This is a genomic window from Rothia sp. SCPM-O-B-18226 (M350) (assembly GCF_058213595.1).
Genome location: NZ_JBYQJS010000002.1, coordinates 1 through 17,305, shown reverse-complemented (window position 1 = coordinate 17,305; position 17,305 = coordinate 1). Strand labels below are relative to the sequence as shown.

General features: G+C 63.2%; 15 protein-coding genes and 1 rRNA gene. All 16 read right to left on the bottom strand.

The genetic code is table 11. From position 1 onward, the window contains the following. Positions 1-44: 44 nt before the first annotated feature. Complete coding sequence (cmk, locus tag AC3E6W_RS04200) at positions 45-737, bottom strand: (d)CMP kinase (protein ID WP_049332579.1); 693 nt, start codon at positions 735-737, stop codon at positions 45-47. Between the two features lie 51 nt (positions 738-788). Beyond that, positions 789-1,958 carry a prephenate dehydrogenase gene (locus AC3E6W_RS04195; protein WP_298604807.1) on the bottom strand — a complete coding sequence of 390 codons (1,170 nt, stop codon included), beginning with the start codon at positions 1,956-1,958 and terminating at the stop codon, positions 789-791. A gap of 19 nt (positions 1,959-1,977) precedes the next feature. Beyond that, on the bottom strand, positions 1,978-3,132 hold the full coding sequence (locus AC3E6W_RS04190) for a pseudouridine synthase (RefSeq protein ID WP_490652409.1): 1,155 nt from the start codon (positions 3,130-3,132) through the stop codon (positions 1,978-1,980). A gap of 81 nt (positions 3,133-3,213) precedes the next feature. Beyond that, positions 3,214-4,176 (bottom strand): SMC-Scp complex subunit ScpB, encoded by a 963-nt coding sequence (scpB, locus tag AC3E6W_RS04185; RefSeq protein ID WP_490652408.1) that lies wholly within the window; start codon positions 4,174-4,176, stop codon positions 3,214-3,216. Further along, a complete protein-coding gene (locus AC3E6W_RS04180; RefSeq protein ID WP_490652407.1) occupies positions 4,169-5,182 on the bottom strand; it encodes a segregation and condensation protein A in 1,014 nt (337 codons plus the stop codon). The genes scpB and AC3E6W_RS04180 overlap by 8 nt, the downstream gene beginning before the upstream one ends. 267 nt (positions 5,183-5,449) lie before the next feature. After that, a complete protein-coding gene (locus AC3E6W_RS04175) occupies positions 5,450-6,310 on the bottom strand; it encodes a ParA family protein (RefSeq protein ID WP_049332573.1) in 861 nt (286 codons plus the stop codon). Positions 6,311-6,403: 93 nt separating this feature from the next. Next, positions 6,404-7,576: a site-specific tyrosine recombinase XerD gene (locus tag AC3E6W_RS04170; protein WP_313967654.1), complete on the bottom strand. Its 1,173-nt coding sequence runs from the start codon at positions 7,574-7,576 to the stop codon at positions 6,404-6,406. 96 nt (positions 7,577-7,672) lie between these two features. Beyond that, the gene (locus tag AC3E6W_RS04165) at positions 7,673-8,341 is read right to left on the bottom strand and encodes an NUDIX domain-containing protein (protein ID WP_490652406.1); all 669 of its coding nucleotides are present in this window, start codon (positions 8,339-8,341) and stop codon (positions 7,673-7,675) included. Positions 8,342-8,485: 144 nt separating this feature from the next. Further along, positions 8,486-10,180 carry a CTP synthase gene (gene pyrG, locus AC3E6W_RS04160; protein WP_049343492.1) on the bottom strand — a complete coding sequence of 565 codons (1,695 nt, stop codon included), beginning with the start codon at positions 10,178-10,180 and terminating at the stop codon, positions 8,486-8,488. Between the two features lie 252 nt (positions 10,181-10,432). Beyond that, the gene (gene recN / locus AC3E6W_RS04155; protein ID WP_313967652.1) at positions 10,433-12,154 is read right to left on the bottom strand and encodes a DNA repair protein RecN; all 1,722 of its coding nucleotides are present in this window, start codon (positions 12,152-12,154) and stop codon (positions 10,433-10,435) included. Between the two features lie 100 nt (positions 12,155-12,254). After that, positions 12,255-13,271, bottom strand: a complete 1,017-nt coding sequence (locus AC3E6W_RS04150; RefSeq protein WP_080975259.1) for an NAD kinase — start codon at positions 13,269-13,271, stop codon at positions 12,255-12,257. Between the two features lie 227 nt (positions 13,272-13,498). Further along, positions 13,499-14,251, bottom strand: coding sequence for a TlyA family RNA methyltransferase (locus AC3E6W_RS04145; RefSeq protein WP_490652405.1), 753 nt, complete (start codon positions 14,249-14,251; stop codon positions 13,499-13,501). Between the two features lie 72 nt (positions 14,252-14,323). Further along, positions 14,324-14,473, bottom strand: a complete 150-nt coding sequence (locus AC3E6W_RS04140; protein WP_239662766.1) for a GTPase — start codon at positions 14,471-14,473, stop codon at positions 14,324-14,326. Positions 14,474-14,486: 13 nt separating this feature from the next. Continuing rightward, on the bottom strand, positions 14,487-15,524 hold the full coding sequence (locus AC3E6W_RS04135; RefSeq protein WP_049343495.1) for an HAD-IIA family hydrolase: 1,038 nt from the start codon (positions 15,522-15,524) through the stop codon (positions 14,487-14,489). Positions 15,525-15,708: 184 nt separating this feature from the next. Continuing rightward, positions 15,709-16,827: a tetratricopeptide repeat protein gene (locus tag AC3E6W_RS04130; RefSeq protein ID WP_294647365.1), complete on the bottom strand. Its 1,119-nt coding sequence runs from the start codon at positions 16,825-16,827 to the stop codon at positions 15,709-15,711. Positions 16,828-17,174: 347 nt separating this feature from the next. Further along, positions 17,175-17,291: ribosomal RNA gene (gene rrf / locus AC3E6W_RS04125) — 5S ribosomal RNA — on the bottom strand. Positions 17,292-17,305 lie beyond the last annotated feature (14 nt).

Sequence of the window (17,305 nt, the reverse complement as noted above, 5' to 3'; positions counted from 1 at the left end):
TTCTCGGGAGCGAATACCCCGCTCCCCCGGCGTTTCCACGGAACCTAGCCCGCGCGCTTCGCCTTCAACTGGTCGTTCACGGCGTTAATCACCGCGGAGACCGTCTCATTAAAATCAAGGTCCGAGCTGTCCACCAGGGTCACTCCCTCGGCGGCCTCCATGAAGTTATTGACCTTCGCATCCTTCGCGTCACGCTCAGCAATCTGCTTGCTCAGATCACCCGAAGCGCCGGACTTCTCGGAGTTCTCCAGGCCGCGGCGAGCCATGCGTACTTCCTCGGAGGCGGTCAGCAGGATGCGTGCGTCAGCATCGGGAGCCACCACGGTCGTAATATCGCGCCCCTCGGCGACCATACCGTTCACGGCGTGGTCAATCGTCCAACGCTGCAGACCGATGAGGTACTCGCGAACCGCCGGAACCGAAGCCACGGCAGACACGGCCGAAGAAATGCGCTCGCTACGAATCTCCTCACGGATATCGGTGGAGCCCATCATGATCTCTTCCTCGTTGATGTTCGTGCCGAACACCAGGGGCATCTCCTTGACGGCCTTCGCGATGGCCTCGGCATCGTTCAGGTCAATACCGAGCTCCAGCACACGGTAGGTTGCGGCGCGGTACATCGCACCGGTATCCAGGTAGGCCAGGCCAAAGTGGCGGGCCACTTCCTTAGACACAGACGACTTGCCGGAGCCGGAAGGTCCGTCGATAGCAATCGTCAGTTTAGGGTTCTCGTGCATCTGCACTCCTTTAATTCGTCTCGCTCCATGCCGGAAAATACAGCATTAACTCTACTTCACCACGCGCCAGCCGCGGGCCGATAAATCGCGGACCAGCGACTCCAGAATCGAGGGGTTGACCGAGATTTCAGCCATACCCACCGGAGCACCCGTCGAGTGTTCCAGCCGCAGGTCCTCAATATTAGCGCCCAACTCACCAATCTCGGCGAGCAATCGGGCCAGGGTGCCGGGGGTATCGTCCACCAGCACCGTCATCGTCGCGAAGGCCGCCGGAGCCGTACCGTGCTTACCCGGGATGCGGGCGACACCCGCATTACCTTCGCTCATCAGCTGCGCCAAATCCAGGCGAGCGCCGGAAGCCGTCGGGTTCTCCAGCGTCGAGATGAGCCGGTTCAGGTCATCGCGAACCCCGTAGAGGGTCTGCACAATCGGCTCGGAATTCGCCGCAAAAATCTGAACCCACAGCGTCGGGTCCGAAGCCGCGATACGCACCGTATCGCGTAGCCCCTGACCCGCCAGGGACAGCGCGTACAACGGGGTATCCTGCAGGCGCGAGGCCAGCAACGAGCTCATCGCCTGCGGAACATGCGAGATGAGGGCCACCGTATGATCGTGCTCCTGCACGCTCAGCGCCGTCACAATCGCGCCCAGCTCCACCGCCACGGAACGCACCAGGCGCACGCACTCGGGGCGAACCGAATCGTGCTCGCAGATAATCCACGGGCGCGCTTGGAACAGCTCACCGCGGGCCGCCACCGGCCCGGACTTCTCGCGACCGGCCATCGGATGCGAACCCACGTAGCGCGATGCATCCGCGCCGGAGGCCAGCACATCCGCCAGGGGCCGCACCTTCACCGAGGCCACATCGGTCACCGTGGCGCCGGGGTAGCCGGTCTCGGGACGCGGCCCGTACGTCCGCAGGGCCTGCGCGCACACGGTGCCGGCCACATCCGGAGGGGCGGCCACAACCACCAGCTGCGGCTCAAAGCGGGCCCGCTGGTCCTCCGTCAGTGAGGAGAAGCTTGTGCCGGCGCCAATATCCTGCGCCACGGCCTCGGCGGTGGGTGAAATGTCCTGAACGTACACGTCCTCGTACCCGGCCGCGTGCAGGCCCAGGCCAATCGAGGCGCCCAGCAGGCCGGAGCCGATAATGAGCACCGGGCCGTTCAGGGTCGGGCTCATCGGCAACTCCGGCGGAAGGGATGTCGTAGAGGGGCTCATGACACTCTCCTCTGGGTTCCTACATGTCCACCGAAGCAAGCAGGTGACCGATCTCAACCTTCGAGAGGTTACGAATCGTGCCCTGCTTCTGCGAACCGATGCGGATCGGGCCCATCTCAACGCGGACCAGGCGCTCGACCGGGTAGCCGACAGCGTCGAAGAGGCGGCGCACGATGCGGTTCTTACCGGAGTGGATGGTCACCTCAACGAGCACGTGGCCGGGGGTGGAATCCACCAGCTTGAACTCGTCCACGCGGGTCACGCCGTCCTCCAGGCGAATACCCTTCTTCATGGCTGCGCCCACGCCGGGCTCCATGGGGCCGGGCACCTGCACCAGGTAGGTCTTAGGCACCTCGTAGGAGGGGTGGGTCAGGCGGTTGGCCAGCTCGCCGTCGTTGGTCAGCAGCAGCAGGCCCTCGGTCTCGACGTCCAGGCGGCCCACGTGGAACACGCGCTCGCTCATGGAGGAACGCAGGAAATCAGAGATGCAGGGGCGACCTTCGGGGTCTTCCATGGTGGAGACCACGCCGGAGGGCTTGTTGAAGGCCATGTAGACGAGCTTGTCGTTAGTCTGCACGGTCATGCCGTCCACCTGCACGGTCACCTTGGAGGGGTCCACGCGCACACCCAGCTCGGTCACGACCTCACCGTTGACGGTGACGCGGCCCTCGGTAATCATTTCCTCGCACACGCGACGGGAGGCCACGCCGGCCTGAGCCAGCAGCTTCTGCAGGCGCACGCCGTCGTGGTCGTAGAACTCGTAGTGGTCGACCGGCGCGTTGCGGGGGCGGCGGGGACGGTGCGGGCCGGCGTAGTTGCTGACGCGGTACTCGCCGCGCTCGTGGGCGAAAGCTTCGCCGGAGCGGTAGGGGCGGCCCGGTGCGCGGCGTTCGCGCTTGGGCAGTTCGGTGCCGCGGCCGCGACCTGCGCGGCCTGCGCCAAACTTCTTCTCGCCAAACTTCTTGTCACCGACCTTCTTCTCGCCGAAGCCCTTTGCGCCGCCCTTACCAGCGCCGTTCTTCGGTGCGCCGGGGCGACCGCCGCGTGCGCCTGCGCCCTTAGCGCCGGGCTTGCCGCCCTGGCCGGGACGGCCTGCACCGGGTCGGCCACCGCGGGAGTTCTGGGGGCGACCGGATGCAGAGCGGCCGCCGCGGGAGGAGTTTCCATATGCCATGGTGTTCTTCTCTTTTCTGTCGTATAGTGCGAACGTTTCAGGTACTTCCCGAACGTTCGTTCGTCTTATTGATTCGTTGTCTTAGTCGTTGCCCTCGGCGAGCACTGCGGCTTCCGTGTCATCGGGCAGGAAGGGCGCGAGCGCCGGCAGCTCCTCCAGGGAGTCCAGACCGAGCTTCGCCAGCAGCAGGTCCGTGGTTTCGTAGAGGGTCGCACCGGTTCCGGCTTCTCTCCCGGCCTCGCGAATCAACTGCCGTTGCAGCAGCTGGCGGATGGCCGCATCCGCGTTTACGCCTCGAATGGAGGCTACCCTCGCCCTGGTCACCGGCTGCCGGTAGGCAATCACGGCAAGCGTCTCGTAGGCGGGCTTGCTCAGGGTCGCGCTCTTGGAGCGAGTCACGAAGCGCGCCACCCAGGGGGCGAAGTCGTCGCGGGCGTAGAGCTTCCAGCCACCGGCGATGCGGCGCAGCTGGAATCCGCGCGGCTCGGGTGAGATGCCTTCCTCGCCGTATTCCGTCTCCTCGCCGTTGTACTCGCGGTACAGCTGATCGAGGGCGTGTTCGACGGCCCGCTCGCTCACGATGAGCGCGGCAGAAAGCTCGCGCACGCTCACGGGGGCCTCGGCGACGGCGAGGATTGCTTCGATGGCGCTTTTGACGCCGCCGGGGATAGCCTCGACACGCGAGAACTCGGCGTCGGGGTCGACCGCCACGCTGGGTGCTGTGGAGGGCCCTCCCGCGGGTATTTTCGCCGAGCTCTTCTCTGCACGAGGTGCAGGTTCCTGCGGTGCTTCCGGGCTGTCGGGTGCCTCCGCCGTTTCAGGCTCTTCCGGTTCCTCGGCGGGTTCAGCCGATTCGGCCGCTACCAGCTCCCGGTTCTCAGCTACCGGTTTGACCGCGGGTGCGACCGCGGACTCGACCGGCGTCGAGGCGGCCAGCCCCGTATCGTCCTCAGCGTTCGGATCCCAGTAACCCAGGTTCACGATGGCCAGGTCATCGGGGGTGAATTCGCGGTTGAAACGCGATCCGTTCTCGGGGTTAGTCACGTTCCTCCTCCGGGTCGATGCCGTTCTCGGTGAACTCCGCTTCCGGGGTTTCGCGGGCTTCCGCGCTCTCGGGGAGTACAGGCTCCGAGCCGTCCCGCGCTGCGGGGAGAGCCTCGGGGCGAATCACGAAGCTTCCCGCCGTGGCGCTGGCTCGCACCAGAATCTCGCCCAGGGGTTGCTCCTGTTCCACGTGCAGGGCGCCCTCCTTGTAGAGCTCCAGCAGGGCCAAGAAACGAACCACCGCAATTTCCAGGTCGCCCGCGCCCCGCACAAGTTCGTCAAAGCGCAGTTCGCGCCCGGAGGCGTCAAGCAGGGTGTGCAGCAGATAGTGTTCTTCGGCGGCGATGGTGGTGACCGGAACATGCAGGTGCTCGTTCAGCTCCTCCACGATTTCTTCCGCGGCGGGCTCGGGTTCGGCGGGCTGCCGGCTCAGCGCGGCGGCCGCAATGCGCGCAAACTCTTCGGCGCCTCCGGCCAGAACCAGTTCGGGTAGGGCGTGGGCAAAGCGTTCTTCGAGGGCGACCGCGCGGGGAAAACGCCGCGCTTCCTGCGCCCAGCGTTCGGCAAAGATATCGGCGACCTCACGGTAGGCGCGGTACTGCAGCAGACGCGCAAAGAGTAGGTCGCGGGCCTCGAGCAGGGCGACATCTTCCTCAAGGGGTTCGCGGTGCTGCGGTAGCAGGCGCGCGGTCTTGAGCTCGAGGAGGGTTGCGGCGGTGACCAGAAATTCGCTGGCCTCGTCCAGGGCTCGCTCCGTACCCTCGGCGTAGAGGGCCTGCAGGTAGGCGAGGAACTCATCGGTCACTTCGGCGAGCGCAACGTCGGTAATGTCGAGTTTGCGGCGCGAAATGAGGGTCAGCAGAAGGTCAAAGGGACCCTCAAAATTACTGAGGGTGAGGGTGAAACCGCGTTCCGGGTTCTGCAGGCCGCGGCCCTCGGATCGGGCGTTCTGGGCGGCCTCTGCGTTCGGTGTCGGTACCCTCACGGCAGCGACGTGTGTGGTCATAAAGACCTGTTCTCCTTATGTGTTTTTCCGTCCCGCGGTCTGGGCGTTACATCCGGTCGATGCGCCGGGTATGCCTGCCGGTATCGTGAGGCTCGCGTTCTCGGCGATTTCTCAGTGATTTCTCGGTGGCATCTTCGGCATCTTCGGTCGTTATTCGGCGAAGTAGCCGGTGCGGGCGGGAATGAATCCCCATAATTATACGCCCCCTACCGGCGCGGCTCAAGGGTCGTACAAGCCGCATCGGTAGGGGGCGCATCGGGGGAAGGGCTAGCGTGCGCCGCCCTTGTAAATCAGTTCGCGAGCAACCTGACGGTACGCCTCGGCACCGGGATGGCTCGAGGCGTAGCTGAGAATCGGCTCAGCAGACACCGATGCGTCCGGGAACTTCACGGTGCGCTTGATGACGGTGTCGAACACCTTGTCGCCGAAAGCGTCCACGATGCGCGCCAGAACTTCCTTGGAGTGGATGGTGCGCGCATCGAACATGGTAGCCAGCACGCCAACAATCTCGAGGTTCGGGTTCAGGCGGTCCTGCACCTTCTCGATGGAATCCACGAGCAGGGCCACGGCACGCAGGGCAAAGAACTCACAAATCAGCGGAATAATCACGCCGTCGGAGGCGGTCAGCGCGTTGACGGTCAGCAGGCCCAGGGAGGGCTGGCAGTCGATGAGGATGACGTCGTACTCGTCGCGCACCTTGCGCAGGGCCGAAGCGAGAACCTGCTCGCGAGCCACCTCATTGACCAGCTGCACCTCGGCTGCGGAAAGGTCGATGTTCGCGGGCAGCAGGTCGATGTTCTCCACGCCGGTGGGCAGGATAACGTCCTTAATGTCGACCTTGCGGTCCATCATGACGTTGTAGACGGTCAGGTCCAGCTCGTGCGGGTTCGCGCCGAAACCGGCGGAGAGGGCACCCTGCGGGTCGAAGTCGACCAGCAGCACCTTGCGGCCACATTCTGCCAGTGCCGCGCCCAGGTTAATGGTGGAGGTGGTCTTACCCACGCCGCCCTTCTGATTCACCATAGAAATAATGCGGGCGGGACCGTGGCTGCTCAGCGGAGCCGGGTCGGGGTACACGCGCAGGGGTCGACCGGTGGGGCCGAGTTCTTGTGCCTGAGCTTCAGTCAATGGTTCACCTTCATCAATGAATTCGAAGTTTTAAGTTTAAGCGTTGTCTATAAGGTTACCTCAAGAGCGGCTGTTCCGCGGATTGGCGGGGTTTTATCCCCGCTCGTGGGCACGCGGATGCGCCATCCGGTAAACCTCCATGAGCCCCTCGGGAGTGACCTTGGTGTACACCTGCGTGGTCGCGATGGAGGCGTGCCCCAGCAGCTCCTGCACCACGCGAATATCGGCGCCGCCCTGCAGCAGGTGGGTTGCGAAGCTGTGCCGCATGGAGTGCGGAGAGAAGTCCGCGCTGAGGCCCGCCGCCTCGGCGGCTTCCTTAAGGATGAGCCACGCACCCTGGCGCCCCAGCCTGCCGCCTCGCCCGTTGACGAAGAGCGCGGCGGTGCCTTTGCCGTGGGCCACGAGCGCGGGCCGCCCGCGCACCAGGTAATCCTGAATGGCCTTGTGGGCGTAATTTCCGAGGGGCACGAGGCGTTCTTTGCTCCCCTTGCCGAAGAGCCGCACGTACCCGGGGAGGGTGATGTCGTTGCCGTCCTCGTCGGTCAGGGTTTCTTCGCTGTGTACGTCGTCGATATCGGCGTTGAGCATTTCGCTCACGCGGGCACCGGTGGCGTACAGGAATTCAAGTATGGCGCGGTTTCGCAGGCCGATGGGAGTGTCTCGATCCGGCACGGCGAGGAGGCGCTGCATCTGCTCCACGGTAATAGCTTTGGGTAGGCGCTTGACGTTTTTGGGCGGCGTCACGGTCGCGGCGGGGTCTTTTTCCACCAGAAAGGCAGAAACCCAGAAGGCGTGGGCTCCGCGCACGGCGGCCATGGTGCGGGCGATGGAGTTAGGACCCAGTGGCAGCGGGATGCTTCCCTCGCCGCTCCCCCGCTCCCCCGGCTCGGTACCGCGACCCCCGTCGGCGGCGATGAGGACGGCCAGGGATTCTGCGGCCTCTTCGGCATCCACGGAGTTCTCTTCCTCCGGCTGCTTTTTAACTGGGACGGCCAGGCCGGGTAGGGGTACGGTGGGCGCGGCAAGCTCGCGCATAAATGAACGTACCTGCGCGGTCGTAATGCGTTCGGGGTCGATTACCCCGAGGGTGGAGAGGTACGCGGCGTAGCGGCGCAAGTCTCGCGCGTACGAGGCGATGGTGTTCTCGCTGCTACCCCGCTCGACCCGCAGATGCACCAGGTACTGGTCGATGGCCCGCTCCAGGGGGGTCTGCTCGCCGGTCCCCTCAACCGCGGGGGTAGCGCCCTTCAGCGCGGGCTGTGCCATATCTCTTCCCTTCTCACGCGGTCGTTCGGGTTTGTTCGGATGCGCACGGTAGCGCGAAATGCCTCTTCGAGGGATCAGGCGAGAAGACTCCGAACCCTAACGGAAGGTCTGCGGCTTCTGTCGGCGATGCCCCATGTAGGGGTGGAATTCCCAGCCGCCGGCGGCTTCGCGCAAGCCTTCGAAGCCGCGCGCTGAGGCCGCGTAAGTGGCCAGAATCGCCTGGATGGCCAGCGCGTTGTGCACTTTACCGTCCAGAACCAACTGCACCGCATCCTGCAGGGGAACCCAGCGGTAGGTCATCTCTGCCTCTTCTTCAGTGCGTTCGGTACGCTCCTGGCGGGGCAGCTCGCTCAGGTTGCGGGCCAGGTAGACGCGACCCGCCTCGCTGGTTGCGCCGGGGCTGCTGAAGTAGTCGGTCAGGGCGTGCCAGCTGGCGGCTCGCAGGTCGGTCTCCTCGGCGAGCTCGCGCTGTGCGGCGTGCAGAGGGTCCTCACCGTCGATGTCGAGCAGGCCGGCGGGCACCTCCCAGAGGTTCATGCGCACCGGATGCCGGTACTGGTTGAGCATCAGCAGTTCGTTGCGTTCGTTGAGAACCGCTACGGCGACGGCACCGGGCATCTCCACGACGTCGCGGGTGAGTACGGTGTCCTCGTTCAGCTCGTATTCCTCGACCGCGGTTTCGATGACGTATCCGCTGTATTTGACGGTCCGGGTGCGAATCGTACGTTCTGAGGGTTCGTCGATAATATGCTGGTTTTCGCTCATATTTCTATTCTAGAGGGTTCGTTTCGGAACTCCCTCGCACTTCTCCCCGTTACTCGGCGCCTCCCCCGATGGATTAAGACGGTTAAACGGCGAGCGCCCCAGCCGCCGAGGGGACGGATGGGGCGCTCAACGCGTTCGGTCGCCTTATGCGCCGCGGCGCTCCAGGGCAGCCTTAATCAGGCCTGCAAAGAGCGGGTGCGGGCGGGTCGGGCGGGAGCGGTACTCGGGGTGTGCCTGAGTTGCCACGTAGTAGGGGTGAACCTCTGCGGGCAGCTCCACGTACTCAACCAGCGAGGAATCCGGGGAGGTACCGGAGATCACGAGACCAGCCTCTTCGAGCTGCTCGCGGTACTCGTTGTTCACCTCGTAGCGGTGGCGGTGACGCTCTGCAACCTCGGTTGCGCCGTATGCCTTAGCTACCTGAGAGCCGGGCACCAGGTTTGCCTTGTACAGGCCCAGGCGCATGGTGCCGCCCAGGTCGCCGGCACCCTCGACGAACTGCTTCTGCTCTTCGATGGTGGCGATAACGGGTACGGGGGTCTCGGGGTCGAACTCGGTGGAGGACGCCTCGGGCAGACCCAGCACGTTACGCGCGTACTCAATCACCATGGACTGCAGACCCAGGCAGATACCCAGGGTCGGGATCTTGTGCTCGCGTGCGTACTTGAGGGCGCCAATCTTGCCGTCCAGGCCGCGGATGCCGAAGCCGCCGGGCACTAGGATGGCGTCCATGCCGCGCAGCTGGTGGTCTGCGTCCTCGTCGGTTGCGCACAGGTCGGCGGCAACCCACTTGATGTTGACCTTCACGTTATTTGCGAAGCCGCCGGCGCGCAGAGCCTCGGAGACCGAGAGGTATGCGTCGGGCAGGTCGATGTACTTACCGACCAGGGCCACGTTCACCTCTGCGGCGGGGCGGTGCACTGCGTCGAGCAGGCGGTCCCACTGGGTGAAGTCGGGCTCGGGTGCCTCGATGCCGAAGTAGTCGAGGATGTAGTCGTCGAGCTTCTGGCTGTGCAGGGTCTTGGGGATGTCGTAGATGCTGGGGGCATCGGCGCAGGAGATGACGGCGTCGGTGTCCACGTCGCAGGCGTTACCGATCTTGGAGCGGTGCGATGCGGGAACCTCGCGCTCACAGCGCAGAATCAGGCCGTCAGGCTGAATACCCAGGCCGCGCAGTGCTGCGACGGAGTGCTGGGTAGGCTTGGTCTTCAGCTCGCCGGAGGGGCCGATGTAGGGCACCAGGGAGACGTGCAGGAAGAAGACGTTCTTGCGTCCGACATCGCGGCGTACCTGACGTGCGGCTTCCATGAAGGGCAGGGATTCGATATCGCCAACGGTGCCGCCGATTTCGGTAATGATGATGTCGGGGGCGTTGTCGATTTCCGCTGCGTGACGCATGCGGGACTTGATTTCGTCGGTGATGTGAGGAATCACCTGGACGGTGTCGCCGAGGTATTCGCCGCGGCGCTCCTTCGCGATAACGGAGGAGTAAACCTGACCGGTGGTCACGTTAGCGGACTGGTCGAGGTTCTCATCCAGGAAACGCTCGTAGTGTCCGATGTCCAGGTCGGTTTCTGCACCGTCGTCGGTGACAAAGACTTCACCGTGCTGGAAGGGGTTCATCGTACCGGGGTCGACGTTCAGGTAGGGGTCGAACTTCTGCATGGTCACAGAGAGGCCGCGAGAGCGAAGAAGCTGACCGAGGGAAGAGGCCGACAGGCCCTTACCGAGAGAAGATGCAACACCGCCGGTCACGAAAATCTGGCGGGTTACCTTGTCGTTAGAGGACGCGTTCTGAGCGTTATTTTTTTCATTCACCACGGAATTCAAGCCTACCATTTTCTTGTCTGCTATCCAAGCAGAGAACTACGCCGCGAGATGATTCTCGCAGGCCGGAGCTCTCCCCTCGGGTTCTGTCTCCACTGTAACGTCTGCGGGGGTTTATATTCCCGCAACTCCGTTCATAGATTTTCCTCAAGTACCCCTTGAGTATCTCATACCCTCCGCCCCACGTGCGCCGGGTTTGGTCGTCCGGCACGCCCGTTTTCAGGCGGTGGATTTCGAGGTACATTACTTGCGGTTCGGGGTGTTTCACCCCTGGTTCTGGGACACCTGCCGCCCGGCTTCCAATAGCTCCCGAGCGTGCTCGCGAGCCGACTCGGATTGGTCGTGACCGGAGAGCATACGAGCCAACTCCACCACGCGCTCTTCCTCCGTGAGCACCTGCACTTTAGACAGCGAGGCATCGTCGTTCTTGAGCACCAGGATGTGCTGGTCGGCGAAGGCTGCCACCTGCGGCAGGTGGGTCACCACCAGCACCTGAACGTGCCGGGCGAGCATGGCCAGTCGGCGACCAATCTCGATGGCGGCCTTGCCGCCCACACCCGAGTCGACTTCGTCAAAGATGAAGGTGGGCACGGGATCCACTTCGGCGAGTACCACTTCGAGGGCGAGCATCACGCGGGAGAGCTCACCGCCGGATGCACCCTTGCCGAGCGGGCGGGGCACGGCGGTGCGGTGGGGTGCCAGCATGAAGGTGACGGTGTCGCGGCCGTGTACCGAGAATTTCTCCGCCTCGGCAACTTCCACCACAAGGGATGCGTTCGGCATGGCCAGGGCGGTCAGCTCCTCGCTCACCGCATCGGCAAGTTTTTGGGCGGCCGCGCGGCGCAGGTTTGTCAGCTCTTCTGCCTGTTCCCCCAAGACCTTGCGCAACTGCACGAGTTCCGTTTCGAGAGTTTCCTGGCGCTGCGGGTCGTCAACGAGGGTGTCCAGGCGGGCGCGGGATTCCTCGGCCCATTCAAGCACCTCGGCGATATCCGCCCCGTACTTGCGCATGAGCGTTGCCAGCTGGGCGCGGCGGGTCTGCACCTGCGCCAGACGCTCGGGCCCCTCCACATCCAGGGAAGCCGCATAGGAGGAAAGATCCGAGGCGATATCGGTGGTCAGGATCATGAGCTCGTTGACACGAGCTTCCAGGGCGGCAAGCTCTTCATCGGCAGAGGCCTGTCCCTGCAGGGCGCTACGGGCGGCATCGAGCAGACCCATAACGTTGGCTTCCTCGCCGCTCGAGTATTCGCTACCGCTCAGCGCGGTCAGGGCGGTCGCGGAGGCAATCCGCAGAGCCTCAACGTTCATGAGCTTCATCATTTCGGCCTTGAGCTCGTCCTCTTCACCCGCGCGGGGGTTGACGGCGGCGATCTCCTCGAGCGCCCCCTGCAGGCTCTGCGCCTCTAGTGCGCGAGCGCGAGAGTTCTCCCGAACTTCCTTGAGTTCCGCGGCAGCGGCACGGTAGCGTTCGTAGTTCTCTCGATACTTCTCCAGTAGGGAGGCCAGCTCCTCCCCCGCATACAGGTCGAGGGATTGGCGCTGTTCTGCGGGCGATTTGAGGCGTAGCTGGTCCGACTGGCCGTGCACGGCCACGAGGCTCTGCCCAATCTGGGCGAGAGTGCCGATGGGTGCGGAGCAACCGCCGACGTGGGCACGCGAGCGTCCGGAAGCGTTGACGGTGCGAGCCAGCAACAGCTCCGAGCTCTGTTCGTCAATCTCTTCGGTGGTTCCGCCGGCTTCTTCGGCCAGGGCGAGGGCACGGTGGCCTCGCGGCAAGCGGATGACGGCCTCGGCGAGCGCATTCTTGGCGCCGTTGCGCACGCTGGAGGCGTCCGAGCGAGCGCCCAGAAGCATTCCGAGGGCGGTGACAACCATGGTTTTGCCCGCACCGGTTTCACCGGTCAGAACGGAGAACCCCGGTTCGAGGGGGAGCCTCGCATCGGTAATGATGCCGAGGTCTCGAATATGAATTTCCTCAATCACGAACGTTCATTCCTTTTCTTTTGACCGTCTCGAACTTTTCTCGCCCCCTCTGCAGAGGTGACAATTGCCGTCGCGTAGCGAATATTGTAAGTAGCCTCCCCTACTTGGAGGACTGCGTCTCAGCCTCCTGCGGACCGCGCCAGCCGCGGATGGGCAACTCAAATTTGCGCACCAGACGCTCCGAGAAGGGCGCGGGGTGGATGCGGGCCAGCAGCACGGACTTCTCGGATCGACGCACTTCAATACGCGAGCCAGGGTCAAGCTCCACAGTGCGGCGACCATCGCACCACAGCACACCGGAGGCACCGTTTTCGGGCATGAGCTCTACCGCCAGGGTTGAGGTGGGAGCCGCCACGAGCGGGCGCGCAAAGAGCGCATGAGCCGAGAGCGGAACCATCAGGATCGCTTCAACCTCGGGCCAGACCACCGGACCACCACCCGAGAAAGCGTAAGCGGTCGAGCCGGTGGGGGTCCCCATGACCACGCCGTCACAGCCGAAGGTACTCAGCGGCCGGCAGTCTACCTCGATGATGACCTCGATCATCTTTTCGCGGTTACCCTTTTCGACGCTGGCTTCGTTCAGTGCCCAGTCGCTATGCACGCGCTTACCGTCGTTCCAGACTTCAACGTCAATGGCCATACGCTCTTCGACCGTGTACTCGCTGTTAACGATGTGACGCACCGTCTCACTCAGGTCGCTCTCTTCGGATTCAGCGAGAAAGCCGACGTGCCCTAGATTCACGCCAATCAGGGGAATACTGGTTCGGCGCACCATCTCGGCGGCACGCAGAATCGAGCCGTCGCCGCCCAGCACCACGCCAAGCTCAATATCGATAAGGGCAACCGATTCATGCACCACCTGCACGGGAACGGGCTCATCCCAGTTCTCGCTCAGGGTTTCCAGATCGGAGCGAGTCATGACGGGGGTCAGCCCGGCCTTATAGAGCTGAGCGCAGGCCTGGCGAGCGGCATCTCGTGCTTCTTTGCGTCCCACGTGCGCAAAGACCAAGATCTTTCGCCCGCGATTGACCGAACGTTCCGCCGCGTGATGCTCGCCCTCCGGCTGCACCTGCGCGAGAGCAGCTCCCTTTTCTACATGGCTCTTTTGTTCTGCCATAACGACTCTCTCCCATTCATGGTTGGGGTATTGAGTTGGTGTATCTACACCCATCATACCGAATATGTTCTCGAAAATTTTCTAAAATACTCTATTTTTAGAAAATTATTTCGAATAATCTGTGGAGGCCCGTTGCCAAGGCACCTCGATAGCGCGATAGCCCGAGAAGTCCCCGGCCGTAGCGCTTTACTCACGCTCGATTGGAGTCCTCTCAGACTATCTCAACGCTATTTATTTTCTTTTCGACACCATAGGAAGTACTCCACGTTGCCGTCCTGACCGGGGAGCGGACTGGGCTCCATACCCATCACCCGCAGCCCGTGACTGATGGCGGAGGTTTGTACCTTTTCCACCGCTTCACGGCGGGCGGATTCTTCGTAGACCACTCCCCCGCGTCCGATGCGGTGCTTGCCGACCTCGAACTGCGGTTTGACCATGAGCACCAGATCACCGCCGGTTTCGGTGGCGTTCGCTAGCGCCTCCATGACCAGGGTCAGCGAGATGAACGACAGGTCCGAGACCGTCAGCTCAACCTGTCCGCCAATATCTTCGGGCTTCAGGTAACGAACGTTGAGGCCTTCGTACACGCCAACTCGGGGATCTTCGCGTAACGCGTCCACGAGCTGTCCGTGCCCCACGTCCACGGCCGCCACATGCCGGGCCCCTCGACGAAGTAGCACGTCGGTAAAGCCTCCGGTGGATGCTCCCGCATCCAGGCAACGCTTGCCTTCAACCTCGATATCGGGGAACGCATCGAGGGCACCCGCGAGCTTGTGGCCTGCGCGGCTGACGTATTCGGTCAGTTCGCTCTGACGCACGTAGAGGGTATCCTCCGGTCCCACGAGCCTGGACGCTTTACGCGCGGCCTTGCCATTGACCTGCACGTCTCCAGCGGCAATGAGCTTTGCGGCGAGGGTTCGGGAGCTCACGAATCCGGCTTCGACCAGGTACTTATCGAGGCGCGCGGTGTCTTTGCCCATATCTTCTTTCTGTCGTCGTGTAGTGCCGTGAACCCTCAGAACATTACCGTCTGAGAGCTCACCGCCGCGAGGTTAGGAGAGATTCTCGAGATCCTTTTCCAGTTGCTCGCTCATCGTTTCGAGACGTTTGACGCGTTCTACCGGGTCCATGGCGAGGGTCGCCGCCAGTTGCCGCTCAAATTCGGCATCCGCGATAGAACGGTCGGTGGTCTCGGCGTTCATAGTTCCGTTCTGTTTAGGCACCGGGAAGACCCTTGATGACGGGCACGGCGGCCTGCTCGGGGTTGGCTGCCCACCAGGCGGCGTAGGCGACGCGCCAGGCCTCTGCTTCGCTCTCGCTTCCGGCGAAGGTGCCCTCGTCGAGGTTCTCGGGGCCTGTGAGAATCAGGTTCTCGCCTCGCACCCGTGCCTGCCAGGTGGGGCCGGTCGCAATCACCTCGTAGCCTTCGAAGAGCACCTCAATCTCAGGGTAGGGTGCGAAGAAGTCGTCCAGGGTACGCAGCACGTAGGTCGGGCGCTGTTCGGGTACGGCTTCGATGACGTCGCGGTAGGTCTGCACACCGGTGAGCACGAGCGCGCCGTCCATCTGCGCGTTATTAGCGCCGAGAATATCGGTATCCAGGCGGTCACCCACAATGACGGGACGCTCGGAGTTCAGGGCCTGTGCTGCGGTGTGGAAGATGGGGGCTTCGGGTTTGCCCGCAACGAGCGGGGTACGGCGCGAAGCGGTTGCCACGGCTGCGACGAGGGTGCCGTTGCCGGGGGCCTGGCCGCGTTCCTTAGGGATGGTCTGGTCGGTGTTAGTGGCGATCCACAGCACCTCGGGGTTAGCGAGGGTGTAGGCGGCTTCCGCGAGATCCTCCCAGCCCATCTTCGGGTCAAAGCCCTGAATGAGGGCTACTGGCCCCTCGGCCTCGGTGCGTACGGGTTCCAGGCCTGCGTCGCGCACACAGTCGGCGAGGGCCTCGGTACCGGTAATCAGCACTTTGGAGCCCGCAGGAATCTTTTGCGCGAGAAGCTTTGCGCCGGCCTGTGCGGAGCTGACGACTCGTTCTGCCCGGGTGTGCACTCCAAGGTCGCGAAGGTGTTCTGCGACGGATTCTACCGAACGGGAAGCGTTGTTAGTCACGAAGATGACCGGTACGTTGAGCTCTTCCTCCGCACGGTTGAGGGCTTCGGGAGCCCCCTCGATGGCGAAGGGGCCGGCGTAGACAACGCCGTCCAGGTCTGAGAGGAGCGCGTCATATCGGGCAAGGAGTGCGGTCGTGGTCATAGGAACCTCTTCCGGGGTCTGAGCGGCTAGTATTTTCCCTCTATCGTACCCGTTCCGCACTACCGGGGCCTATCGTTCGTCACGGGCAGTTCCTATTCGGACGGGTAGCCTCTCCGTTATAGCGTGAACAGCCGGAGGCGTGCTCTCGGGGAGCCGCATCCGGCGGTTCGGTATGTACAGGCTATTACTCTACGTCAGCCTCGGCCTTTTCCTCGGCTTCAGAATCTTCAGGTGCTTCCGCGGCGGAGTCCTCGGAGGTATTCTCTTCGGAGCCGGTTGCTTCTGCCTTCTCGGAGGCTTCCTCATCTGCAGCCTTGACCGGGCGTTCTGCGGGCTTCTCTTCCTTCTCGAAGAGGTCTGCCTCGCCAAAAATATCGAAGATTTCGGGCTCCGCGAAGTTGCCCTGGCCCAGCGCTGCCTCAGCCACGACAGACAGGCGTGCCCAACGCTCGGCTTCCTGATCGCGGCCAGCGTTGGCAAGGGCATCGGCGTAGGCGCTAAAGAGACGCGGGCTATATTCGAATGCGCGCTTGGGGTTCAGCTGGGGAATCTGAAGGGCTACCACGGCCTGGCTCTTCTTGCCCTGATCGGTCAGGATACCGGACTCGACGATAGCCAGTTCCACACGCACCTCGGCAGGCAGCTCTTCACGCTTGAATTCGGCAATCATTTCCTGTGCCTTGGGCAGTCGTCCCAGTGCACGTTCGCAGTCCACCAGCAGCGCAAGGTGGTCCACGGAACCGCTGATGCGACGGTGAGTACGCAGCTCACGCAGGGCCAGCTCGTAGTCCTCTGCCACGTAGGCAGCGATACCCACGGCTTCACGCACGGCGGCGATACGACCGGCGCTACGGGAGGCAGCAACGGCGTGCGCCAGCGCGAATTCGGGGTCGATGTCAAGGTAACGACCCGCCATCACCAGATGCTTGGCAACGGTCTCAGCGTTACGAGGCTCCAGGGCACGTAGCTGACGATAGGTTGCACCGTCCAGTTCGCGACCGGTCACATCGCTGTCAATCTCGGGTGCTTTGGGCTTAGCGGGACGGTAGCCTGCACGGCCACCGATGCTACGTACCTCTTCGCGGGGTGCGTCACCCTCGGGTCCATTGGAGCGGGGTGCCTTCGAACGCGAGTCAGAGCGGCGACCGTCGAACTTTTTACCTCCGCGATCGTTACGCTTGAAACCGCCCTTACCGCCGAAGTTCTTGCCGCCCTTCTTGGAGCGGAAATCCTTGCCGCCGTTGTTCTTGCGGTGCTGACGGGGGCCGGAGCCGTTAGACTCGTGGCGGGGGGTCTCAGACATGAATCTCCTTGGGAGGTATCCGCTCGTGGCGGGTCGTGGATGCAGTCGGTCCGGACGGTCCGCTGCCTGAGGCATCAACTCTATGGAGGGGCGCTTGGCCCGTCTTTAATGCCCAATATAAGCCATACCATTCTAGTATAGAGGGCGGCTTTCGTGCACCTGTAGCGATGCGGATCCGCGGCCTCTCTAAGCGCCTGAGCGGCCTCGACCGTGGATGTTAGGGAGGAGAGGCACCTCTCCCCTATTATTCTCTGCCCGGAGTTTCTTCCACCGGGCGCACTACCCGTCAAGCAGAATAGTTTGTTAAACAAAAATAGCCCCGGCGAAGCCGGGGCTATTGAATAATAAAGCGGCAATAACCTACTCTCCCACACCCACAAAAGTGCAGTACCATCGGCGCAAAGAGTCTTAGCTTCTGGGTTCGGAATGGAACCAGGCGTTTCCCTCTTGCTATAATCACCGCAAACCTACGGGATTG